We start from the raw sequence: 22,115 nt of genomic DNA, 5'->3' as shown, positions 1-22,115 counted from the left end.
GAGCTCGCATGTAGTCCTGGTGCTCGGTGGCTCAGCCGCAGACTCATCGTTCCGCCGAGGGGATGGCATCGATCTGGCACCGATCTCGGGTGACATCGCGATGAGACAACAGAGAACCAGCAGGTCACGGAAGATCGACATGTCATCGGCGGCGAGATCCTACAGGTGCTCTGGGCGAAATGAGCTCGACGCCGGCCGCGCCGACGGGTGGACTGGGACCATGACGACACCTCAGGAAGAGCTCCTTCCCGGCACCCGGCGGGCGCTGCTGCACCGGATCGCCGTGGCCCAGGCCGAGGGACGGGCTCCGTCGCTGGTCGCCGCGGTCGTGCGGGACGGACGGGCTGTGTGGCACGGGGCGCGGACCTCGGTCGACGGGCACGCTCCGGACGAGAACGTGCAGTACCGGATCGGCTCGATCACCAAGACCTTCACCGCCGTTCTGGTGCTGCGGCTGCGGGACGAGGGAGCGCTCGACCTCGAGGACCCGGTGGAGAAGCACCTTCCCGGGAGCGGCGCGGGAAAGGCCACGGTGGCCCAACTGCTGGCCCACACGGGAGGGTTTGCGGCCGAGTCGCCCGGCCCCTGGTGGGAGCGGACCCCGGGTACGCTGCGGCCCGGGCTCGCGGACGTCCTCGGCGACCAGGCCGCCCCGTTTCCGGCCGGCCGGCGTCATCACTACTCGAACCCCGGTTACTCACTCCTGGGTGCTCTCGTGGAAGAGCTCCGCGGGGCGTCCTGGGAGGGGGTGCTGCGGCGGGAAGTGCTCGAACCTCTGGGTCTCGACCGCACGAGCGTTCGCTCGCAGGCGCCGGCCGCAGGTGGTTGGGCGGTCCATCCCTGGGCCGACGTGCTCCTGCCCGAACCCGTCGAGGACTTCGGGCGGATGGCCCCGGCGGGCCAGCTCTGGTCCACGACAGGCGACCTCGCGCGATTCGCCGCTTTTCTGGCCCGGGGCGACGACCGTGTCCTGCGCGCGGAGACGCTGCGTGAGATGTGGACACCCGCGGCACCGGCCGGACTGCCTGACGTCGCGGACGCAGCCACCTATGGACTCGGGCTGCAGATCCAGCACCGGGACGGCCGGTTGCTCGTCGGCCACTCCGGTTCGGTGCCGGGCTTTTTGGCCACCCTCACCATCGGTGTGGCGGATGACGTGGCCGCGGTGGTGCTCGCCAACTGCACGTCAGGCCTTCTGACGTCACAGGTGGCCGCCGATCTCGTGCGGATCGTCGCCGAGGCCGAGCCGCGGATTCCCGAGCCGTGGCGCCCGCTGCGGAAGGTCGACCCCGCCGATCTGGAGCTGGCAGGACAGTGGCACTGGGGAACCAGCCCCTTCGCCCTGCGGGTGACGGCCGACGGGATGCTCTCCCTCGGACCGGTGACCGGCGGTGGCCGGAGCTCCCGGTTCGTAGCGAACGGGGACGGCACCTGGACCGGGCTGGAGGGTTACTACGCAGGAGAGCTCCTGCGGGCCGTACGGCGGCCTGACGGGAGCGTGGACCACCTGGACCTCGGGTCGTTCGTGTTCACGCGCCAGCCGTACGACGAGAGGGCTGCTGTGCCCGGCGGCGTCGACCCGGAGGGCTGGCGCGGCATCGGATAGCCGCTCGCGAGGAGGAAGCGCCTTGTTTCACGTGAAACAAGGCGCTTTTGTGGGGCGAGGACGCTTCAGAGCTGGAGCTTGAAGCCCACGTGTGACGCGACGAAGCCCAGACGCTCGTAGAAGCGGTGTGCGTCAGCGCGCGTATTGTCGGAGGTGAGCTGTATCAACTGGCAGTGCTCGCGCCGGGATTCCTCGATCGCCCACTCGATGAACCGCGTGCCCAGGCCACTGCCGCGCTCGTCGGCGTGCACTCGCACGCCTTCGACGACCGACCTGGTGGAACCTCGCCGGGACAGGCCGGGGATGATCGTCAACTGAAGCGTCCCGACGACCCGTCCCTCGCGGACGGCGACGACCAGGCGCTGGTTCGGGTCGGCGGTGAGTCGTTCCAGCGCGGTCAGGTAGGGGCCGAGGTCGTCCGGCGACTCGCGCTGTGCGCCCAGGGGGTCGTCCGCGAGCATGCCGACGATCGCGGGGATGTCCTCGGCGACGGCGGCCCGTATTTCAAGATCTCCCATGCTCGCAACCCTAAGCGCCCAGGGCGGCGGCGGGTGTGCTCAGTGACTCCACGACCCGTACCAGCGGGGCCAGTTCGGCGTTCTTGGCGGCTTCGTCGAGTGCCTCGCGAAGGGCGGCGTCATTGGTCGGACGGGCTTCGGCGAGCAGCTTCAGACCGGCGTCGGTGACGTTGGTGTAGATGCCCCGGCGGTCGGTGGGGCACAGGTAGCGCTCGAGCAGGCCACGGTCCTCGAGTCGGGTCACCAGCCGGGTGGTCGCGCTCTGGCTGAGGACCACGGCGTCGGCCACCTGCTTCATCTGCAGATGCCCCCCGTTGCCGTCGTGCTGCCGGCTGAGCACGTCGAGCAGGGAGTACTCGCGCACGCTCAGGTCGTGCCGGGTCTGTAGCGCGCGCTCGATGTGGGCCTCGATCCTCCCGTGCAGCAGGGAGAGGGCGCACCAGCCCTGGGCGAGAGCGGTGAGCGCGGGGTCCGTCGCAGTCATGGGATTCTCCTCCGTCCCGGAGCGGCTGACACCAGGATAGAGCAACCCTGCAATAGACGGCGGTTGCATGTAGCCCGCGTCTGCAACTATTGTGAACGCACGTAAAGCGCATCTGCAATCGTCTGGAAGGTGTTACCTCCTATGCCTCTCGCGCTTCTGGCCCTCGCGATCGGGGCCTTCGGCATCGGTACGACCGAGTTCGTGATCATGGGTCTGCTGCCCGAGGTAGCGGGCGACTTCGGAGTCTCCATCCCCACGGCCGGCTTCCTGGTGACCGGCTACGCGCTCGGTGTCATGTTCGGCGCTCCGCTCATGACGGTCCTCGGCACCAAGGTCTCCCGCAAGCGGATGCTGATGATGCTGATGGGCCTGTTCATCGTCGGCAACCTGCTGTCCGCCGTCGCCCCGTCGTTCGGCGTGATGCTGGTCGGCCGCGTCGTCGCGTCCCTCGCCCACGGCGCCTTCTTCGGCATCGGCTCGGTCGTCGCCGCTGACCTGGTCGCCCCGGACAAGAAGGCGGGAGCCATCGCGATGATGTTCACCGGTCTCACCGTCGCCAACGTCGTGGGGGTTCCGCTGGGGACCCTCGTCGGACAGAGCGTCGGCTGGCGCGTCACCTTCGCCGTCGTCGCCGTGCTCGGCGTCGTGGGCCTGGCAGGCATCGCCAAGCTGGTGCCCGACATGCCGCGAGCCGAGGGGGTGCACCTGCGGCACGAGCTGGCCGCCTTCAAGAACGCCCAGGTGCTGCTCGCCATGGCGATGACGGTCCTCGGCTTCGGCGGCGTCTTCGCTGCCATCACCTACATCGCGCCGATGATGACGCACGTGGCCGGCTTCGCCGACGGATCCGTCACCTGGCTGCTAATCCTGTTCGGCCTCGGCATGGTCGGCGGCAACCTCGTCGGCGGCAGGTACGCCGACCGTGCGCTGATGCCGATGCTGTACGTCTCCCTGGGCGCCTTGGCGGTCGTCCTGGCGCTCTTCACGCTCACCGCGCACAACAAGGGTCTGGCGGCCGTCACCATCGTGCTGATCGGCGCCCTGGGCTTCGCCACCGTCCCGCCTCTCCAGAAGCGCGTCCTGGACCAGGCTCACGGCGCGCCGACCCTGGCGTCGGCGGTGAACATCGGCGCCTTCAACCTCGGCAACGCGCTGTCCGCCTGGCTCGGCGGCCTCGTCATCGCGGCCGGACTGGGCTACACCGCCCCGAACTGGGTCGGCGCCGCCCTCGCCGCGGGCGCCCTGCTCCTCGCCGTCGTCTCGGCCGCACTGGAGCGCCGCGACCACCCCCCTGCCGCTGCCGACGCCGTGGTCACCGGCGGCGTGCCCGTCGAGCGGCGGACCGCCGTCCAGCGGTGAGACACGCCGATCACAGGGCCGTCCCGGTGAGTCGGCGAGCGTCCCTGATCAGCCGGGGGCCTCGACCGCATCGACCTCGGCACCGAGACCTCGGTCACGCCGAACCCAGACAAGCCTCGACAACATCGCAAGGAGAAGCTCCCCCCATGAGCACCACCACCGTCGCGCCTCTGACCATTCACGACGCCGAAGCCCTCGTCACGGCCGCCCGCCGGGCAGCCGAGGCCGCCCGGGTCACGGTCAGCGTCACCGTCCTGGACGCCGGCGGCCATCTGCTGGCCTTCCGGCGCGATGACCGGGCCGTACTGATCTCCGGGGAGACGAGCACGCGCAAGGCGTACACGGCGCTGCAGCTGAACGCCCCCACCGCCGACCTCGTCGACGCCGTGCAGCCCGGTGGCCCCTTCCACACCCTGCCCACCGCGCTCGACCGGCCGCTGCTGTTCATCGCGGGCGGGGTGCCGGTACACCGCGACGGCCGGCTGATCGGTGCCCTCGGGGTCGGCGGCGGCGCCCCGGAGCAGGACCACGGTTTCGCCACGGCCGCCGTGGAGACGCTCGTCTGATCTGACACGTCCGCCGGAACGCCGGTTTCCGACCACCACGGGAACCGGCGTTCTGCCGTCTCGTCCGGCTCAGCCGGCCGCCACCGTCAACGGAGCGAACCTGCGGCGCCAGTCCCCCGGCAACGCCGTGATCCCGTGGGTCATCACGGCGTTGAAGGCGACGGACTCCAGGCCCCGTGCCTTCACCCAGGCCAGCAGTTCCTCGTGCCGTACGTCGATGTCGGTGCGCAGCGGTCGGTCGGTGCGGGCGGCGAGAGAGGTCAGCAGGACCTTCGCGGTCTCCGTGTCCCTGGCGATCAGCGGGCCCACTACCTGGGTCTCCATGTTGGGCCATGCGGCCGCGTAACCGATGATCCGGCCGGCGTCCTCGGCGACCCGCAACTGGTCGGCGAAGGCGGGCAGGCGGGTGATCACGTGCGTCCGATCGGTGCCGAAGACTTCCTCGTCGAGACGGATGATCGCGATGAGGTCCTCGGCCGTGGCCGCGCGGGTGACAACGCCCGACGTCGTTGCGTCCGGTGTGAGACGGCCACGCACCATTTCCGCCCGGCCTGTGGTCTTGAATCCCAGCTCCTCGTAGAGCGGACGGCCGTTCGGCGTGGCGTGCAGAGTCAGCGGGGTGGTGCCCATCAGGGAGACGACGTGCCGCATCAGCCGCCGACCGATGCCCTGCCGGGCGTGGCGTTCGGCCACCAGCACCATGCCGATGGCACCGAGGGTGGGGCGCCCGTGCGGACCGTACTCGGTGACGACGCAGGCAGTGACGAGTCCGCCGTCGGGATCGTCGATGCCGTAACCCCTCCCGGCCGACAGGAGCAGGCCCCACTTGTGCTCCTCGCGCGGCCACCCCCGATCCTCGGACAGGTCGGCGCATGCGGTGAGATCGCGGTGCGTCAGACGACGGACGGGCAAAGCGGAGAGGGAAGGAGTCGGCACGCGGTTCAGGCTGTCCGACCCGTACCGTCGGCGTCCACCGGTTTCCCCGGGGAGGTATGTGCTTTTGGCCATGCATGGCCCATCACCCACGTCCTCGAGCCGACGGCGCGTGACTGTTTCACGTGAAACAGGGCGAACGGCAGCTCGGGAGAACCGCCGTCACGGTCGGGCCGGGACCGCCCGTTAGCCTCGGGCCATGGCGCGACTTCACCTGTTCGACCTCGACGGCACGCTGCTGCACGGGACATCCGCTCCGTTGGAGATCTCCCGCCAACTCGGCCGGGAGGCAGAGACGGTGCTGCTGGAGCGTTCCATCTCGGCGGGGCTGATCGGGCCGCCGGAGTACGCGACGCAGGTCTACGACCTCTGGACGCAGCTCACCGAGGAGCATGTGACGGCGGCGTTCGACGGAGCGCCGTGGCTGGCACGCATTCGTGATGTCTGGGCCGAGATAAGGCGCAGGGGGGAGTACTGCGCGGTCGTGTCGCTCTCGCCTTCCTTCTTCGTGGAAAGACTCACCGGTTGGGGCGCTCACGCGGCGTACGGGTCCCGTTTCCCGGCGGTCCCTTTCACCGAGCGCGTGGACCCGGCGGGAGTGCTCAGCGCCGCGGCCAAGGTTTTGATCGCCGACCGGCTCTGCGCGGAGTTCGGAGTGACACGGGACGACTGCGTCGCTTACGGCGATTCGCTCTCCGACAAGGATCTGTTCGGCGTCGTGCCGGTATCCGTGGCCGTCAACTCGGATCACCATCTGGCGGGCCTCGCGACCCACTCCTACGTGGGGAGAGACCTGTGGGACGCCTACGCATTGGTGTGCCGCGAGCGCTGATGCCGTTCTACGGCACGCGCAGAGATTGACCGGGGCGTCGGACGGGACGTTTCGGTGCCGGGTTCATGACCTCAGCCGAGGTCGGGCGCGTGCATGGCGCGGACGCCCTCGATGTTTCCGTCGAGGTAGTGCCGCAGGGACAGCGGCACGAGGTGGACGGAGGCGATCCCGACCCGGGTGAACGGCACGCGGACGATCTCGTACTCGCCGGCGGGTTCCTCGATCTCGGGGCCGTGTCGCTGGGACGGGTCCATGGACTCCAGACGGCAGACGAAGAAGTGCTGCACCTTCACGCCGGTCGCACCCCCGTCGTCACCGATGTGTTCGACGGTGTCGACGAAGCAGGGCACCACGTCGGTGATCTTGGCGCCGAGTTCCTCGTGCACCTCGCGGTGCAAGGCGTCCACCACGGTCGCGTCGTCCGGTTCGACCCCGCCACCGGGCGTGACCCAGTAGGGATCTACACCGGGCTTGGTGCGCTTGATCAGGATCAGGTTGTCGCCGTCGAGCAGAACGGCTCGTGCGGTGCGCTTGACCACGGGTCGGACGGTCATGGGAGAAATGTGGCCCCGCTGGTTCCACGTGAAACATCGGGAGAGGCCATCGGATGAGCTCATTCTGCGCCGACGCGCGGAAACCGGGTCAGTACCACGCGGTGGCCGCGCCCAGCAGCCACTCATGGGCCCGCGCGATATGCGGCGTCGCCAGCGTTCCGGTGCGCGCCACGAGAACGTACGTCCGTAGCGGCGGCACCGCCGGCTCATGCAGCGCGACGATGTCACCCCGCTCCAGCGCCGCCGCGCACAGATAGCGGGGCAGGACCGCCAGCCCGGCGCCCGCGGCAGTGCACGCGAGGACCGCGCGCAGGTCGGGCACGATGACGGTGCCCGAGGCGGCGGGCCGGGAGTCGAAGACGGAGGCCCAGTAGCGGGACACCAGGGGCAGCGACTCGTGGACTTCGACGACCGGGAGGTTCTCCAGCGCGGACACGCCCTTGCGGCACAGGTTGCCGGCGTCGATCCGCTCGTCCCATTGCGGGGCGGCGACCAGGACGTGTTCCTCGTCGCACAACGGCGTCGCCGTCAGCAGCGACCCGCGCGGTCGCGCCGTGCTGATGGCGAGGTCGTGATGGCCGGCTGCCAGGCCTTCCAGGACCTCCTCGGCGTTTCCGAAGGAGGCACGCAGGGCGAACCCCAGGCCGTCGTCACCGGAGAGTTCGGTGAGTGCCGGAAGAGCTCGCTCCGCGGTGAATTCGGGGGGACCGGCGAGGTGCAGGGTCCGCTCGGCGGCCTCGTCGCCGGGACCGGTTCCGGCGATCTCCACCAGGGCGTCGAGATGAGGAGCGGCCTTGTGGGCGAGCTCGTCGCCGATGCTGGTCGGTGTCACGCCGCGGGCCTGCCGCAGGAACAGGGGGCGGCCCAGCTGCCGTTCCAGCGTGCGGATCTGGGATGTGACGGCCGGTTGGGACAGCCCCAGCAGAGCGGCGGCGCGAGTGAAGGAGCCGGCCCGGTGCACGGTCACGAAGGTGCGCAGCAAGGCCAGATCCATGGGCGTCCTCCCTCTTTCCCGCCTCTCCTCCAGACCTGAGGCAAGGCCCAACTATAAATAAGTCGATAGCTCTCTGCCGCTACTGTGATTGGACACTGACACAGAGTCAACTAGCCTTGTCGACGCGGTTCTTCGCGCGCAGAACCGAGGACGGTCCGAGCCACGAGGGGGGAGGCTCGGACCGTCCGTTGTGCGTAGCGGGGCCCCGACGGGGCGTCCGTAAGGCGGTCACCGTGCCGACTCCTCGAGCGCACGCAGCACATCCGCCACCAGGTCCTCGGGATCCTCGGCACCGACGGACAGCCGGATGAAGCCCTCCGGCACCGCGTCCCCGCCCCAGCGTCCGCGGCGTTCCGCGGTGGAGCGCACCCCGCCGAAGCTCGTCGCGTCGTCCACGAGCCGCAGGGCGTCGAGGAAACGCTCGGCACGCGCGCGCGTCGACAGCGTGAAGGAGATCACGCATCCGTAGCGACGCATCTGCTGCGAGGCGACCTTGTGGGACGGGTCGTCCGGCAGCCCCGGGTACCGCAGCCCGGTCACCTCGGGCCTTTCCCGGAGTGCCTGGGCCACGGCCATGGCGGTGCTGTTCTGCCGCTCGACGCGCATCTGGAGGGTGGCGATCGACCGGTGTGCGAGCCAGGCCTCCATGGGCCCGGGAATCGCCCCGACGATCTTGCGCCAGCGGCGTACGGCTGACATCGGTGTACCGGTCCGCCCGGTGACGTAGCCGAGGAGGACGTCGCCGTGACCGGTGAGCTGCTTGGTGCCGCTGGCCACCGAGAAGTCGGCGCCGAGTTCCAGCGGGCGCTGGCCGAGCGGGGTGGCGAGCGTGTTGTCCACAGCCACCAGAGCACCACGCGCGTGTGCCGCCTCGACCAGCCGCCGGATGTCGCACACGTCGAGCCCCGGGTTCGAGGGGGACTCGATCCACAGCAGCTTCGCACCGTCCAGGACGTCCAGCTGGGCGTCGTCGCCGGTCGGCGCGGTGCGTACCTCGATGCCGTACGCCTCGAGCTGCGCGCGCACCAGGGGCAGCACCTGGTAGCCGTCGTCGGGCAGGACGACGGTGTCCCCGGCCCGCAGCTGGGAGAACAGCACCGACGAGATCGCGGCCATGCCGGAGGCGAAGACGAGCGTCTCGACGTCGTCCCGGCCCGGTGCCTCGAGCTCGCCGATGGCGTGCTCCAGGTGGGTCCACGTCGGGTTCTCGTCACGGCCGTAGGTGTACGGGCCGGTCGGCTCGCCCGGCAGGTGGAAGTGCGCTGCGAACACCGGCCCGGGAAGGGTCGGCTCGTACTTCACCGGCTCGGGCAACCCCGCCCGCACCGCGCGCGTGCCCTCGCCGGGGCCTCTGGAAAGCTCTCCGTCGGTAGCGGATCCGCTCATGCCACTCGTCCTTCCACGTCGTGTCGTACGGCGGCGAGCAGACCGGTGCTCGCCTCCTCCACCATCTCAAGGCACTCCTCGAAGCCGCTCAGCCCCCCGTAGTAGGGGTCGGGGACGTCGAGGTCGTCGACCGCCGCGGGATCGTAGGACCGCAGCAGCCGTATCTTCGCCGCGTCCTCCTCGGTGGGTGCGAGGAGGCGCAGCGCTTTGAGATGGCCGGAGTCGAGGGCTATGACGAGGTCGAGGCGGGCGAACCAGGAGGACGCGAAGCGCCGGGCCGTGTGGCTGAGGGCGTATCCGTGCTCCTCCAGGACGGAGAGGGCACGCGGATCGGCGTTCTCGCCCTCGTGCCAGTCGTCCGTGCCGGCGCTCTCCACCTCGATCAGTCCCTCGAGGCCGGCGTCGTCCACGCGCGCGCGAAGGACCGACTCGGCCATCGGCGAGCGGCAGATGTTGCCGGTGCAGACGAAGCAGACGCGGTAGGTCATCGCGCGCTCAGTCCCCGTCGGGCATGACGACGTTGAGGGCCCAGGAGACGACGGAGATGATCAGGCCGCCCAGGACCGCGGTCCAGAAGCCCTCCACGTGGAAGCTCACGTCGAGCTTGTCGGCCAGCCATGAGGTCAGCAGCAGCATCAGGGCGTTGACCACGAGGGTGATCAGGCCGAGCGTGAGGATGAACAGGGGGAAGGTCAGCACCTTCACAAGCGGCTTGACCAGGGAGTTCACCAGTCCGAAGAGGAGTGCGACGACGATAAGGGTGCCGATCTTCTTGCCCGTGCTGTCACCGGTCAGGGTGATCTTGTCGAGCAGCCAGACGGCGACCGCCAGGGCACCTGCGTTGGCGATCGTCTTGACTACGAAATTCTTCATGTGTCTGATCGTGGCAGAGAGATCGAGAACGAGCACCGGACGAGGGCGGACAAGGTCGATGAAGGCATTCCGGTTGGATGAACTGGAGGCGGAGCGAGCCGCCAACGACGGCGCCTACCTGCAGTTCTTGCGCGAACGGAACATGTCGGTCGGGCTCTACGCGCTCGATGCCGGCGCACATGATCCGCAGAACCCGCACAACCAGGACGAGGTGTACTTCGTCGTGAGCGGACGCGCCTCGATCACGGTCGGCCTGGAGACCACGCAGGTGGCGCGCGGCAGTGTGGTGTATGTCCCGGCCGGGGTCGCCCACAAGTTCCACCACATCAGCGAGGACCTTCGGGTCCTGGTCGTGTTCTCGCCGGCCGAGGGCTGAGCGCTCCCCGCCCGAGCCTGCCGTGGGCATGGCTGTCCGGTGCACGTCCTGACGGGTCCGTCTGCCGGGTGAGCAGTGGTCTCGGGGTTCCCTAGGGGTTCGGTCAGGGGAGGACAAGGGATGCGAGGCCCCCGTCGGCACCCTCTTCGGACCTAGCATCGGCGGCAGGACATCGAAACGCTCCGGCCCGCCAAGGGCGCCGGACATCGACCGAAGATGAGGACAAAGGGCGATGCGAGAGATCTTCGCGGGAATGCCGTGGTGGGTGAAGTGGGTCGCGGTGCCGGTCATCGCCCTCGTCGTGTTCGGCGGCCTCATAGCCAGCTTCGTCGGGTTCGTGATCGGCCTGCTCTTCAAGCTGCTGGTCTTCGTGGCGCTGGTCGGCGGACTGATCTACGTCGTGAGGAAGTTCACGTCGAGTTCCTCGTCGCGCAGCGACTGGTGAGCGGTGCGGGAGGCCGGTGAGCGGTAACAGGAATCGCCTGTTCCCTCGGCCGGGGGAAGTTTCGCCGACAGCCCGTCTGTACGTGGTGGCAGGCGGTTAAAGTCCGGAACTCGTCGTGGGGACGAACCCCGCGAGTGGCGCACATCCCCCCTCCCCGGGTTCCCCACACGGGGACCTCCCCCCTCGCGCTCCGGAAGTGACCCGTGGTCATGGTTGACACCGCATCGGCAGAACCGTTCGCACCCCCCGCCCGGCCCCGTTCCGCCGCCCCCCCGCTGCAACGCCCACCGAACACGAACACCGGCGAGCATCCCCACCCCGCCGCCACCCTGATCGGCTCCGTCCAGCGCGCCATGCGGCTGCTGGAATCCGTCGCGGAGCACGAGTACGGGGCTCCGGCCAAACAACTCGCCCGCGAGACCGAACTCGCGCTGCCGACGGCCTATCACCTGCTGCGCACCCTCGTGCACGAGGGCTATCTGCGACGGGACAAGGGGCTGTTCTTCCTCGGTGAGGCGGCTGAGCGGCTCGGCAGGAGCGGGGCGGCGCAGAAACGTCGCAGCACGGTGGTCGACACCCTCGCCCGGTGGCGCGATTCCATCGGTGTCCCCGTGTACTACGCGAGATACCGCGACGGTGAGATCGAGATCATGTGCGTCTCCGACACCCCGGGCAATCCGGCGGTCGAGGAGTGGGCCGACTTCGGCGAGACCGGCCACGCACACGCCATCGGCCAGTGCCTGCTCTCCCAGTTGGACGAGGAAGCCCGCCGCGACCACCTGGACCGCTACCCGGCGCAGTCGATCACCCCGTACACCGTGCGTGACAACCACTCTCTGCTGCGGCGCCTGGAGCGGATGCGGCGTATGGAACCGGTCGTCGAACGACAGGAGTACGCGCTGGGCACCGTGTGCGCCGCCATTCCGATCACCGTGGGGACCACCGCGGCCACGATGGCGATCTCACTGCCCGCCCATCACGCCGACCGGCTGCTGCCGGCGGCTCGGCAGCTCCAGAGTGAGGTCGGACGACTGCTGGGATCACTGGCGATCTCTATCAGTATCTGAAAACTCACTCCTTGTGATCTGTTGAGTACTTTCTGCAAGATGCGTGCAGTGTCAGAAGGTCCATTCCCGGCCAGTCGGCGGCAAATGACGGGGTAAGGCGATGCGCGAGTCCGTACAGGCAGTACAGGCAGAGGTCATGATGAGCTTCCTCGTCTCGGAGGAACTCTCGTTCCGCATTCCGGTGGAGCTGGGTTACGAGTCGTGTGACCCCTATGCGGTGCGACTCACCTTCCATCTGCCCGGCGATGCCCCGGTGACCTGGGCCTTCGGGCGCGAGTTGCTCATCGACGGGGTGGGCAGGCCGTGCGGTGAAGGAGACGTCCGGGTCTCGCCGGTGGACATCGATGTGCTGGGGGAGGTCCTGATCCGGCTTCAGGTCGGGGGTGACCAGGCGCTGTTCCGTTCCTCGGCGGCTCCGCTCGTGGCGTTTCTCGACCGCACCGACAAGCTGGTGCCGCTGGGCCAGGAGGGTGCTCTCGCCGATTTCGACGCGCATCTGGACGAGGCGTTGGACCGGATCCTGGCAGAGGAGCAGAGCGCCGGCTGACGTGGTGGCGAAGCGAGAGCCGGCGAGTGCTCAGCCGCGGTCGGGGTTGTGCAGGAACGCTTCTTCATGCAGAGCCCGCAAGGGCTGAACGGCCTTGCGGGACGGGTGGGGCGGGTGCCCGAGCGGGACGGTGTCGTCCGCGCTCGGGCACCCTCCGGTTTCAGCGCTTGCGCCGCCTGCCCCGGCCGCCCCGGGCCGGGGCGCTGCCGCCCCCTGCGGCCGTTGCTCCCACCGGCGCCGCAGGAGCCGCTTCGGGAGCCGCCACGGGCGCCTTTCCTGAGCCCGGCCGGTCCGCGGAGACCACCAGCGCCGCCAGGGCCGTGGTGACGGGCACGGAGGCGACCAGGCCGATGGAGCCCACCAGGGTGCGCACGATCTCCTCGGCGACCAGTTCGCTGTTGGCGACGCCGCCCACGCTGCTCTGCGCGATCGAGAAGAGCAGCAACAGCGGGAGCGCGGCACCGGCGTAGGCGAGGACGAGCGTGTTGACCACGGACGCGATGTGGTCGCGGCCGATGCGGATGCCGGCCCGGTACAGGTCGCGCCAGCCCATCGCGGGGTTGGCCTCGTGCAGTTCCCAGACCGCCGACGTCTGGGTGACCGTCACGTCGTCGAGGACGCCGAGCGAGCCGATGATGATGCCGGCCAGCAGCAGACCGCTCATGTCGATCGACGGGTACAGGCCATGGATCAGGCCGGTGTTGTCGTCCGTGTTGCCGGTCAGCGCGGCCCAGTCGATGAACAGCGAGCCGAGGACGCCGATCAGCAGCAGGGAGATCAGTGTGCCGAGCACCGCGACGGACGTGCGGGCCGAGAGCCCGTGACAGAGATACAGCGCGATCAGCATGATGGCGCTCGATCCCACCACCGCCACGACCAGTGGGTTCGACCCCTGGAGGATCGCGGGCAGGACGAAGAAGTTCAGCACCATGAAGCTGATGGCCAGCGCGACCAGCGCCATGACGCCCCGCAGCCGCCCGACGACCACGACGGCGACCGCGAAGATGATGGCCAGGACCGCCATCGGAATGCGGCGGTTCACGTCGGTGACCGAGTACTGGAGATCCCTCGGAGCGGAGGGCTCGTAGGCCACGACGACCTTCTCGCCCTGCTCCAACTGCCGCGACTGGTCCGGCTGGACGATCTCGGTGAACGTACGGCCCTTGTCGTCGCCGGTGTCCACGCGGATCGTGGCGCGCTTGCAGTCGCCGCTCGCCTGTTGCTGAGCGGAGGAGCCTTCCGCCGTGGAGGTGTCGCCGGTAGGAGTGTCGCCCGAGGCGTTCACCGAAGCGCAGCTCACGCTCACGACCTTGGTGACCGTGGCCTGTTGGGTCTGTCGGTCGAAGCCGACTCCGGTGCGTTCGTGCGCCGGGGCTCCGCCGGGCCACAACACCACGAGCCCCACCAGAACGGCGGCACCGAACGGGATGAGGATGGCCGCGATGACCTTGCGCAGGTGCTGGGAGACCGGGGCGGCCGGGCCGTGACTGTGGCTGTGCGAATGGCCGTGCCCACCGTCGGACCCGGAGCCGTGTCCGCCGTCGGAGCCGGAGCCGGAGCCGGAACCGGTGCCGTGCCCGTCGCCCGGGCCGTGGCCGTGACCGCCGCCGTGGCCCTCACCGGAGCCGTTCCCGGGGCCGCCGCCATGAGCACCGTCGTGGCTGTGCCCCTGACCGTGTTCGCGCTCGAAGCCGTACCCGCCACCGGAGCCAGAAGCTGTGCGGCTCGGACCGGGAACAGCCGCACGGCGGCCGCCGGAACCGGATCCAGGGCCATGCCCGGTACGAGGGCCTGAGCCAGGACGAGGGTCGGCACCGTGGTCGGGGCCGTACTCCTGCCCGGCAGCGGATCCGCCCCCGGCCCCCCGGTCGCTCCCGTATCCGCGGCCGTACCCGTACGCCTGGTCGCCCCCGTACGCCTGGTCGTTTTCGGGCCCTTGTCCGCTCCCGTCTCCCGGCCCGCTCCGGTATCCCCGGCCGTTCCCGTTCCCGTTCCCGTCCCCTGGACCGGGTCCGTACCCACGGCCGGTTCTCGACTCGGCCCCGCTCCCCGACCCCGCTTCGGTCGCCGACCGTGTTCCCGGGCCGGACCCGGGGCCTTCACCCGGACCGCCGGGAACTCCGACGCGTCTCAGTCCGCCGAGTCCGCCGGCGTATCCCGGACCGTGGCCGGGGCGAGGGGGGTGATCGTGACCGTTGCCGAAGTCGTGGTCGCCTCTGGGACCGCTGCCAGAACCGCTTCCGGAGCCAGTGCCGGAGCCGGTGCCAGTGCCGCCGGCGGCGCCCGGTCGGCGGGGCGGCTCGGGCGGTGGGAACGGGGGCTGGTGTGTCGTGGTCACCGACCGATCATCGCAAGAACGACACGGGCCCTCTGTTCACCGCGCCAGAATTGACGCTAGCGTGGAGCCAACCTTTGCACACGCGGGAGCTCGGAGCACCGGGCTGAGAGGGCGCTGACCTCCGTCTTTGCGATGTTTCACGTGGAACGTCTCTCGAATCGAGTGATGTTTCACATGAAACGTCGGCAGGCGGTAGCCGCTGCGTCGACCGCCGAACCTGTTACCGGGTAATGCCGGCGTAGGGAGTAGGTCTCATGACCAACAAGGACGCACGCACGCCTGCCTTCACGCAGAACGCGGCCAGCGAAAGCTCGGTCGACGTGAACGCGTCGGAGGCCGGGAAGTCCATCGGCTGGCACAAGGGGTACGTCGAGGGCGCTCGCTCCGATCTCCGGGTGCCGGTCCGTCAGGTGCATCTCACCAACGGTCAGTCGGTCACCCTGTACGACACCTCGGGCCCGTACACGGATCCACTGGTCGAGACCGACGTTCGCAGGGGCCTGTCGCCGTTGCGCGAGAACTGGATCATTGCCCGGGGCGACACCGAGGAGTACACGGGCCGTCCGGTCCGCCCCGAGGACGATGGCATCAAGCACACCTCGCCGCGCGGCGGTCTGCGCAACCTCGACGCGGTCTTCCCCGGTCGGCCGCGACTTCCGCGCCGCGGCCGGGGCGGTGAGGCGGTCACCCAGCTCGCGTATGCGCGCCGGGGGGAGATCACACCCGAGATGGAGTTCGTGGCCATCCGAGAGAACGTTTCCCCCGAGGTGGTGCGGGAGGAGATCGCGGCGGGCCGCGCGGTGCTGCCGGTCAACATCAATCACCCGGAGATCGAGCCGATGATCATCGGCAAGCGGTTCCTGGTGAAGGTCAACGCCAACATCGGCAATTCGGCGGTGACGTCCTCCATCGAGGAGGAGGTCGAGAAGATGACCTGGGCGACCCGTTGGGGCGCCGACACGGTCATGGACCTGTCGACCGGCCGCAACATCCACACCACCCGCGAGTGGGTGCTGCGCAACTCCCCCGTCCCCATCGGCACGGTGCCGCTGTACCAGGCGCTGGAGAAGGTAGACGGTCGCGCCGAGGAACTGACCTGGGAGATCTACAAGGACACCGTCATCGAGCAGGCCGAGCAGGGCGTGGACTACATGACGGTCCACGCCGGTGTCCGTCTCGCGTATGTTCCGCTCACCGCCAACCGCAAGACCGGCATCGTGTCGCGCGGCGGTTCGATCATGGCGGCCTGGTGCCTCGCGCACCACAAGGAGTCGTTCCTCTACGAGAACTTCGAGGAACTCTGCGAGATCCTCGCCGCCTACGACGTCACGTACTCCCTGGGCGACGGATTGCGGCCGGGTTCCATCGCGGACGCCAACGACGCCGCCCAGTTCGCGGAGTTGAGGACGCTCGGGGAACTCAACCGGATCGCGAAGCGTTTCCATGTTCAGACGATGATCGAGGGCCCGGGCCATGTCCCGATGCACAAGATCAAAGAGAACATCGACCTTCAGCAGGAGATCTGTGATGAAGCTCCGTTCTATACGCTCGGCCCGCTGACGACGGACGTCGCGCCGGCGTACGACCACATCACCTCCGGCATCGGCGCCGCGATGATCGCCTGGTGGGGCACGGCCATGCTCTGCTATGTCACGCCCAAGGAGCATCTGGGCCTGCCCAACCGTGACGACGTCAAGACCGGCGTCATCACCTACAAGATCGCCGCCCACGCGGCCGACCTCGCCAAGGGGCACCCCGGCGCGCAGGAATGGGACGACGCGCTGTCCGACGCCCGCTTCGAGTTCCGCTGGGAGGACCAGTTCAACCTCGCTCTCGATCCGGACACCGCACGGGAGTTCCACGATGAGACCCTGCCCGCGGAGCCGGCGAAGACGGCGCACTTCTGCTCGATGTGCGGACCTAAGTTCTGCTCGATGAAGATCAGCCAGAGCATCAACGAGCGGTTCGGCTCCGGGGCGGCCGACGGGGCCTCGGCGGAGGAGATCGCCGAGGGGATGCTGGAGAAGTCGAAGGAGTTCGCGGCGAGCGGGAACAGGGTGTACCTGCCGCTGGCCGACTGACTGGCGTATTCGCACGGGCGCTGTCCCTCGAGGTCTCACACCTGGGACAGCGCCTGAGCGGCCCCGGCTCAGGACAACGCCGCGAGCGGTTCTCACCCAGGGGGACGGCATGTTTGCGATCGGGGGGAGCGGGGCCTTGGAATGGGTGAAGTCGACGACGCCGGTCCGGTCATTGGCCTGGCAGGGTGATGAGCTGGTCGATGTGGTGGGGGGACGGGCCTGGAGCGCCGACGGGGTGGAGCGCCGGATCGCCGGCGACCACGGTCCCGGTTTCGACCGATGTGTCATATCGCCGTCCGGCCGCTACAGCGTCGTGTACGCGGAGCGGGGGACCGAAGCGCTGTTGCTGGAGGGCACCCGGCCCCTCCGTGGACTGACGCGTAGTCCGGACCACGCCGAGGACTACGACTATCCCGTGGCCCTGGGGATCCTGGCGGACGGCCGGGAGATCCTGGTCCACTGCCCCGAGGAGTCCGGCGTGCTGCAGATCGAGGACGTGGCGTCGGGGCAGCGGATCACCACCGGCGCCCGCGAAGCGAGGGACGTGTTTCATTCCCGGCTGTCGGTGGCCGGGGACGGCAAGCACCTGCTGGTGGCGGGCTGGGTCTGGCATCCGTACGGGATCGTCGAGGTGTTCGATCTGGAGAGCGCCCTGACAGACGCGGCCGTACTGGACGGGCACGGTGTGTTGCCGTTGCAGCCGGGTATCGACGCCGAGGTGGAATCCGCTTGCTGGCTCGACGCCGACCGGCTGGCGGTGGCGACCGGAGACGAAGTCCTCGCGGACGAGGACGTCCCCGAACTCGGACGCCGCCACATCGGAGTGTGGTCACCGTCCCGGCGCACATGGCTGCACCGGAACCCCGTCGATTTCGAGGTCGGCACGCTGCTCGCGGGGGGCGGTCGCCTCGTCTCCTTGCACGGCCACCCTCGGCTGATCGACGTCACGACAGGTGAAGTGGTCGCGGAATGGCCCGAGCTGAGGGTGTCGCGCCGCGAGGGTGCCTACGGAGTCACCCACATACCGACACCGGTCGCGGCTTTGCGTCCTGACGGCATGCTTTTGGCGGTCGCCCAGGAGCAAGGCATCGCGTTCGTTCGGTTGCCTCAGGGCGGCGGCTCGGCAGACTTGCCTCCATGACAGCGCGATTCCTGAGCAAGGGTGCCAATCTGCCGGTCGACGCGCCGGACGTACGGGTCGAACTGAGCTGGGCCGAGGGGGCCGGTGGGCCGGACATCGATGCCTCGGCGCTGCTGTTGGCGCAGGACGGACGGGTGCGTGACGACGGCGATTTCGTCTTCTACAACCAGCCGCTGCACGCTTCCGGCGCCGTGCGGCATGCGGGAAAGCGGCGCGAAGCCGGTGTCATGACCGACACCGTCCAGGTGGACCTGCGCGCGATCGAGGGCGCCATCACGCGGGTGGTGCTGTGCGCGTCGGCCGATGGCGGCACCTTCGGTCAGGTGAGCGGCCTGACGTTGCGGCTGCTCGGCGGCGACGGGCGCTCCGAAGTGGCCCGCTTCGAGATGCAGGCCGACACGGAGACGGCGTTCATCGCCGGCGAGCTGTATCTGCGCGAAGGGCGATGGAAGTTCCGTGCGGTCGGGCAGGGGTACGCCTCTGGCCTTTCCGGGGTGGCCACGGACTTCGGGATCACGGTCGACGAGGAACCGGAGCAGGCGGTCAGCCCACCGGACCGCCCGGCGCTCGCCCCACCTCCGGTCACCCCGCAAGCAACCAGCACCCCGCAAGCCGGCACCCCGCAAGCCGGCACCCCGCAAGCCGGCACTCCCCGAGCAGCCGTCACTCCGCCCGGGCTCACCCCACCGACAAGCACGCCACTCACCAGCGCCCCACCGACCGGCCCCCGTCCGACCAAGGGGGAGGAACGGCTTCCTGTCGACATGCGCAAGCGGCTGTCGCTGCGCAAGGAGCAGGTGGCCGTCAGCCTGAGCAAGCGGGGAGCGACGGGGATCAGCGCGCGGGTGGTGCTGGTCCTCGATGCCTCCGGGTCCATGTCGTTCCTGTATTCACGGGGTGTGGTGGCGGACGTCGTCGAGCGTATGGCGGCCGTGGCGGCACAACTCGACGACGACGGCGAGATGCAGGCCTGGACCTTCGCCAGCGATGCCGCGCGCCTTCCCGACCTGCGGTTGGGTGAACTCCCCGAATGGCTGCGGCTGCATGTGCGGGTGGGTGAGATCAGTCTGTTCCGGCGCGGCAAGAAGCCGCGTAAGGGGATGGAGCCCGGGCAGGTCGACATGCGCTCGGTCGGCATCCAGAACGAGGAACAGAAGGCGATCGCCCAGGTCAGGTCGTATGTCCGGGAAAATCCGGCAGCTGCCCCGACCTTGGTGCTGTTCTTCTCCGACGGAGGGGTCTACCGCGACGCGGCGATCGAGCGGGAGCTGCGGGCGGCGGTCGAGGAGCCGATCTTCTGGCAGTTCGTCGGACTCGGCCGGTCCAACTACGGGGTCCTGGAACGGTTCGACACGCTGCCCGGACGCCGCGTCGACAACGTGGGGTTCTTCTCGGTGGACGACATCAGCACCGTTCCGGACCAGGAGCTCTACGACCGACTGCTGTCCGAGTTCCCCAGCTGGATCACCGAGGCCGGTCGGGCGGGCATCCTCTGACCGGCGCCGGACGATCGATCATATGGAGGTATGGACGTATGGCGGTCGGCCCGATGGCCGGAGGTGTGACTCGGGGCTGCCCGTCTCCGTGCCTCCGTCCGGTCACAGGGCAGCACTGAGCACTGAGCGTGCACCGCAGGGCGGCACCGATCCTGGACCGGCTCGTCACCAAGGCCGATCGGTGCCGGGCGTACGGCTTGCGCTCCCCTTGGCGGGGTCGGCAGGGGGCGCAAGCCGAGTGCCTAGTCCGGCTGGTGCTCCGGGCCGCCGAAGTCCGGGCTGGTGTAGTCCGGGCTGCTGAAGCTCGGGCGCGGGCCGGTCGAACGGCCGTCGTCCGGGCTGCTGAATCCCGGGCGGTCATAGCCGATCTTCGGGAGGCGGCTGATCGGAGCCGGTGGAGCCGGGGCGGGGTGCAGGGCCGCCGCCGCTCCGGGATCGGCGAGTGCCTCCCGGAGGAACGGCAGGATGCCGCGCTCCAGCAGGGCATCTCGCCAGGCCTCCTTGGCCTGGTCGACCTCCTGGCTCAGTTCGCCGTACGGTCCTGCCTCCAGGGAGGGCCGGTTGCGCAGGGCGGTGAGCAGCAGCGCGACGGTGGCGACGAGGATCGCGGCCACGGCCACGGCCCCGAACGTCCAGCCGGCGGTGACCATGGTCCGGGCGAACGCCTGCTCGGGGTCGAGCGCCCTGAGGAGATAGCCGACGAGCAGGAAGATCACTGCGGCGGCGCCGGCGAGGACGGGGGTGAGGACGGCGGCGACGGCGCCCGCTCCGGCGGCTTCGGCGGCCTGGACCGCCTCCCCCATGGTGGTCGCGAGCCCCATCGCGGCCGCGCCGGGCTCCGTGGAGCCGGTCTCGGACGGGGACGACGGGGTGGACGGCGCGGGATGGCGCAGTTCCTCGCGGACCTTCACGTAGTGCTGGTACTCGGCCGCCGCGGCCACGGTGATGAGTGCGGAGGCGTTGAGCGCCATGGTGCGCAGTTGTTCGGGGTTGAGCCGCTGTCCGACCGCGGCCAGTTCCGGGTGGTGTGGGGCGGAGCGCAGCGCCTCGTCGAGGATCCGCTCGTACTCCTGGCGGTCCTCGCTGTTCAGGTGCTGCGGAACGCTGTTCATCTGCATCCCCCGATGCTCCGTAGGGCTTGGGGCTCGCATGCCAACGAGCCGTCGGGCAGAAACGGAGGGGAGCCTGCTACGGATAACCCGATGGTAGAGCGGTGACGGCATGGGGTGACAGGGGGTTTGCCGAAATTGGCCCCTGGCCTGCGATGTCGCCGACGGCTTCACAGTGGGGTACTTCTGCCCCGGGAACCGCTCCGGGAGCGCCTGGCAGACGCCCCGGGAACGCTCAGATCTCCAGGGGCAGTTGCTGGACCAGCAGTTTTCCGGCCATCGTCACGCCGCCGTCCATCGCGATGGCCAGCCCGTCCGCGTAGACGTGCGGCCCCTCGACGTGCGGACCGCCGTTGTCCTCGCCGTCCTCGGAGCCGACTTCGCCCAGAAGGTAGGGAATCGGGCTGTGGCCATGAACGATACGGGTGCCGCCGTACGTATCGAGCAGGGAGCGTACGGCGTCGGCGCCGCCCTCGTCGCGGAAGGAGAAGCGCTTGGTGAACTTGCGGAACAGGTCCCACACCTCGTCCGCGTCATTGCGCGTGATCGTCTCGCGGACGGTGTCGTTGACCGCCTCGATCGAGTCTCCGTAGTCGAGGTAGGCGGTGGTGTCCGAGTGAACGAGCAGGTGGCCGTCGACCTCCTCGACCGCGTCGAGGCGGGCCATCCATTGGAGGTGGTGGTCCTGAAGACGGTCCATGTCGTACTTCTGGCCGCCGTTGAGCAGCCAGGCCGCCTGGAAGGTGGCGGTGCCCGCACCGGAGTTGACGGGCGTGTCACCGAAGCGCTTGGCGCCGAGCAGCAGCAGTTCGTGGTTGCCCATGAGGGCCTTGCAGTACCCGCCGGCCGCGGCGGCCTCGGCGGACAGCCGCATGACGAGATCGATGACGCCGATGCCGTCCGGGCCACGGTCGGTGAAGTCGCCCAGGAACCACAGCCGGGCGGTGCCCGCGCACCAGTTGCCGGCGGAGTCGACCAAGCCCTTCTCCTGCAGCGCGGCCACCAGTTCGTCGAGGTAGCCATGGACGTCGCCGACGACGAACAGCGGTCCCGGACCGGTCGCCGGCAGCGGGGCCTGGACCGCCGCCGGGTCCACGGCCACCTGGAGGGTGTCGCCGCGCCGGGTGATGACGGGCAGGTCGCGCTGGGTGGGCGTGTATCCGTCCGGGTGCTCCAGCGGCTCCTCGAGAGGCGGCGCGGCATTGCCGGGGTCTGTGCCGGGGTCGTACGGACCGGTCTCGTGGACGTACGCGGGCACCCGGAAGTCGCGCAACGTCGCCGTCCGCTCCACCTCGGGTCCCTGACCGGCCCCCTGAGTCATCAGACCCCTCCACCATCGCGCCGCATCTGCACCCTTCGGGCTGCCTGGTCGCAGCGGCCCGCGGTGCCGTGCGTCCATCATAGGAATGC

22 protein-coding genes are annotated in these 22,115 nt (G+C 69.4%); 11 read left to right on the top strand and 11 right to left on the bottom strand.

Going from position 1 to position 22,115, the window contains the following annotated elements; all coding sequences use genetic code 11:
• The first annotated feature begins 220 nt into the window (after positions 1 to 220).
• Complete coding sequence (locus QF030_RS21505) at positions 221 to 1,606, top strand: serine hydrolase domain-containing protein (protein WP_307164284.1); 1,386 nt, start codon at positions 221 to 223, stop codon at positions 1,604 to 1,606.
• A gap of 65 nt (positions 1,607 to 1,671) precedes the next feature.
• Here the strand turns inward: QF030_RS21505 and QF030_RS21500 are convergent, their stop codons facing one another.
• Positions 1,672 to 2,124, bottom strand: a complete 453-nt coding sequence (locus QF030_RS21500; RefSeq protein WP_307164283.1) for a GNAT family N-acetyltransferase — start codon at positions 2,122 to 2,124, stop codon at positions 1,672 to 1,674.
• A 10-nt stretch (positions 2,125 to 2,134) separates the two neighbouring features.
• The gene (locus tag QF030_RS21495) at positions 2,135 to 2,608 is read right to left on the bottom strand and encodes a MarR family winged helix-turn-helix transcriptional regulator (protein ID WP_307164282.1); all 474 of its coding nucleotides are present in this window, start codon (positions 2,606 to 2,608) and stop codon (positions 2,135 to 2,137) included.
• Positions 2,609 to 2,749: 141 nt separating this feature from the next.
• On the opposite strand from QF030_RS21495, the gene QF030_RS21490 reads away from it, so the two are divergent.
• Complete coding sequence (locus tag QF030_RS21490; RefSeq protein ID WP_307164281.1) at positions 2,750 to 3,967, top strand: MFS transporter; 1,218 nt, start codon at positions 2,750 to 2,752, stop codon at positions 3,965 to 3,967.
• A 146-nt stretch (positions 3,968 to 4,113) separates the two neighbouring features.
• On the top strand, positions 4,114 to 4,533 hold the full coding sequence (locus QF030_RS21485) for a GlcG/HbpS family heme-binding protein (protein WP_307164280.1): 420 nt from the start codon (positions 4,114 to 4,116) through the stop codon (positions 4,531 to 4,533).
• Between the two features lie 69 nt (positions 4,534 to 4,602).
• On the opposite strand, the gene QF030_RS21480 is transcribed toward QF030_RS21485, so the two are convergent.
• Positions 4,603 to 5,469 carry a GNAT family N-acetyltransferase gene (locus QF030_RS21480; protein WP_307164279.1) on the bottom strand — a complete coding sequence of 289 codons (867 nt, stop codon included), beginning with the start codon at positions 5,467 to 5,469 and terminating at the stop codon, positions 4,603 to 4,605.
• Positions 5,470 to 5,665: 196 nt separating this feature from the next.
• Here QF030_RS21480 and QF030_RS21475 point away from each other — a divergent pair, with 196 nt between their 5' ends.
• The gene (locus tag QF030_RS21475) at positions 5,666 to 6,298 is read left to right on the top strand and encodes an HAD family hydrolase (protein ID WP_307164278.1); all 633 of its coding nucleotides are present in this window, start codon (positions 5,666 to 5,668) and stop codon (positions 6,296 to 6,298) included.
• Positions 6,299 to 6,369: 71 nt separating this feature from the next.
• Here QF030_RS21475 and QF030_RS21470 read toward each other — a convergent pair whose 3' ends face one another.
• The 5 genes from QF030_RS21470 to QF030_RS21450 form a co-directional block, all read right to left on the bottom strand.
• A complete protein-coding gene (locus QF030_RS21470; protein ID WP_062644805.1) occupies positions 6,370 to 6,852 on the bottom strand; it encodes an NUDIX domain-containing protein in 483 nt (160 codons plus the stop codon).
• Between the two features lie 88 nt (positions 6,853 to 6,940).
• Positions 6,941 to 7,846 (bottom strand): LysR family transcriptional regulator, encoded by a 906-nt coding sequence (locus QF030_RS21465; RefSeq protein ID WP_307164277.1) that lies wholly within the window; start codon positions 7,844 to 7,846, stop codon positions 6,941 to 6,943.
• Positions 7,847 to 8,074: 228 nt separating this feature from the next.
• Positions 8,075 to 9,232 (bottom strand): cystathionine gamma-lyase, encoded by a 1,158-nt coding sequence (locus tag QF030_RS21460; protein ID WP_307164276.1) that lies wholly within the window; start codon positions 9,230 to 9,232, stop codon positions 8,075 to 8,077.
• Positions 9,229 to 9,720: a low molecular weight protein-tyrosine-phosphatase gene (locus tag QF030_RS21455; RefSeq protein WP_307164275.1), complete on the bottom strand. Its 492-nt coding sequence runs from the start codon at positions 9,718 to 9,720 to the stop codon at positions 9,229 to 9,231. The genes QF030_RS21460 and QF030_RS21455 overlap by 4 nt, the downstream gene beginning before the upstream one ends.
• Positions 9,721 to 9,727: 7 nt before the next feature.
• Positions 9,728 to 10,105, bottom strand: coding sequence for a phage holin family protein (locus QF030_RS21450; protein ID WP_307164274.1), 378 nt, complete (start codon positions 10,103 to 10,105; stop codon positions 9,728 to 9,730).
• A 58-nt stretch (positions 10,106 to 10,163) separates the two neighbouring features.
• Between QF030_RS21450 and QF030_RS21445 the strand changes: the two genes are divergently transcribed.
• The 4 genes from QF030_RS21445 (at position 10,164) to QF030_RS21430 (ending at position 12,540) form a co-directional block, all read left to right on the top strand.
• A complete protein-coding gene (locus tag QF030_RS21445; RefSeq protein ID WP_020130690.1) occupies positions 10,164 to 10,481 on the top strand; it encodes a cupin domain-containing protein in 318 nt (105 codons plus the stop codon).
• A gap of 232 nt (positions 10,482 to 10,713) precedes the next feature.
• Entirely contained in the window at positions 10,714 to 10,926 is a 213-nt protein-coding gene (locus tag QF030_RS21440; RefSeq protein ID WP_307164273.1) for a DUF5326 family protein, read from the top strand.
• Between the two features lie 209 nt (positions 10,927 to 11,135).
• Entirely contained in the window at positions 11,136 to 11,993 is an 858-nt protein-coding gene (locus QF030_RS21435) for an IclR family transcriptional regulator (RefSeq protein ID WP_373428791.1), read from the top strand.
• 100 nt (positions 11,994 to 12,093) lie between these two features.
• Complete coding sequence (locus tag QF030_RS21430; protein WP_307164272.1) at positions 12,094 to 12,540, top strand: SsgA family sporulation/cell division regulator; 447 nt, start codon at positions 12,094 to 12,096, stop codon at positions 12,538 to 12,540.
• A gap of 160 nt (positions 12,541 to 12,700) precedes the next feature.
• Here QF030_RS21430 and QF030_RS21425 read toward each other — a convergent pair whose 3' ends face one another.
• Positions 12,701 to 13,936 (bottom strand): YibE/F family protein, encoded by a 1,236-nt coding sequence (locus QF030_RS21425; protein ID WP_307164271.1) that lies wholly within the window; start codon positions 13,934 to 13,936, stop codon positions 12,701 to 12,703.
• Between the two features lie 1,196 nt (positions 13,937 to 15,132).
• Between QF030_RS21425 and thiC the strand changes: the two genes are divergently transcribed.
• The 3 genes from thiC to QF030_RS21410 all read left to right on the top strand — a co-directional run bounded on the left by thiC (position 15,133) and on the right by QF030_RS21410 (position 19,596).
• Positions 15,133 to 16,959 (top strand): phosphomethylpyrimidine synthase ThiC, encoded by a 1,827-nt coding sequence (thiC, locus tag QF030_RS21420; RefSeq protein WP_307164270.1) that lies wholly within the window; start codon positions 15,133 to 15,135, stop codon positions 16,957 to 16,959.
• Between the two features lie 145 nt (positions 16,960 to 17,104).
• Entirely contained in the window at positions 17,105 to 18,100 is a 996-nt protein-coding gene (locus QF030_RS21415) for a hypothetical protein (RefSeq protein ID WP_307167643.1), read from the top strand.
• Entirely contained in the window at positions 18,097 to 19,596 is a 1,500-nt protein-coding gene (locus QF030_RS21410; RefSeq protein WP_307164269.1) for a VWA domain-containing protein, read from the top strand. Before QF030_RS21415 ends, QF030_RS21410 begins: the two co-directional genes overlap by 4 nt.
• A gap of 242 nt (positions 19,597 to 19,838) precedes the next feature.
• Here the strand turns inward: QF030_RS21410 and QF030_RS21405 are convergent, their stop codons facing one another.
• Together QF030_RS21405 and QF030_RS21400 are read right to left on the bottom strand one after the other, a co-directional pair.
• Complete coding sequence (locus tag QF030_RS21405; protein ID WP_307164268.1) at positions 19,839 to 20,714, bottom strand: hypothetical protein; 876 nt, start codon at positions 20,712 to 20,714, stop codon at positions 19,839 to 19,841.
• A 226-nt stretch (positions 20,715 to 20,940) separates the two neighbouring features.
• Positions 20,941 to 22,026: a metallophosphoesterase gene (locus QF030_RS21400; protein ID WP_307164267.1), complete on the bottom strand. Its 1,086-nt coding sequence runs from the start codon at positions 22,024 to 22,026 to the stop codon at positions 20,941 to 20,943.
• Positions 22,027 to 22,115 lie beyond the last annotated feature (89 nt).

It is taken from the genome of Streptomyces rishiriensis (genome assembly GCF_030815485.1).
In the GTDB taxonomy this organism is placed as follows: Bacteria; Actinomycetota; Actinomycetes; order Streptomycetales; family Streptomycetaceae; genus Streptomyces; species Streptomyces rishiriensis_A.
This window is presented reverse-complemented; position numbering and strand designations above follow the sequence as displayed.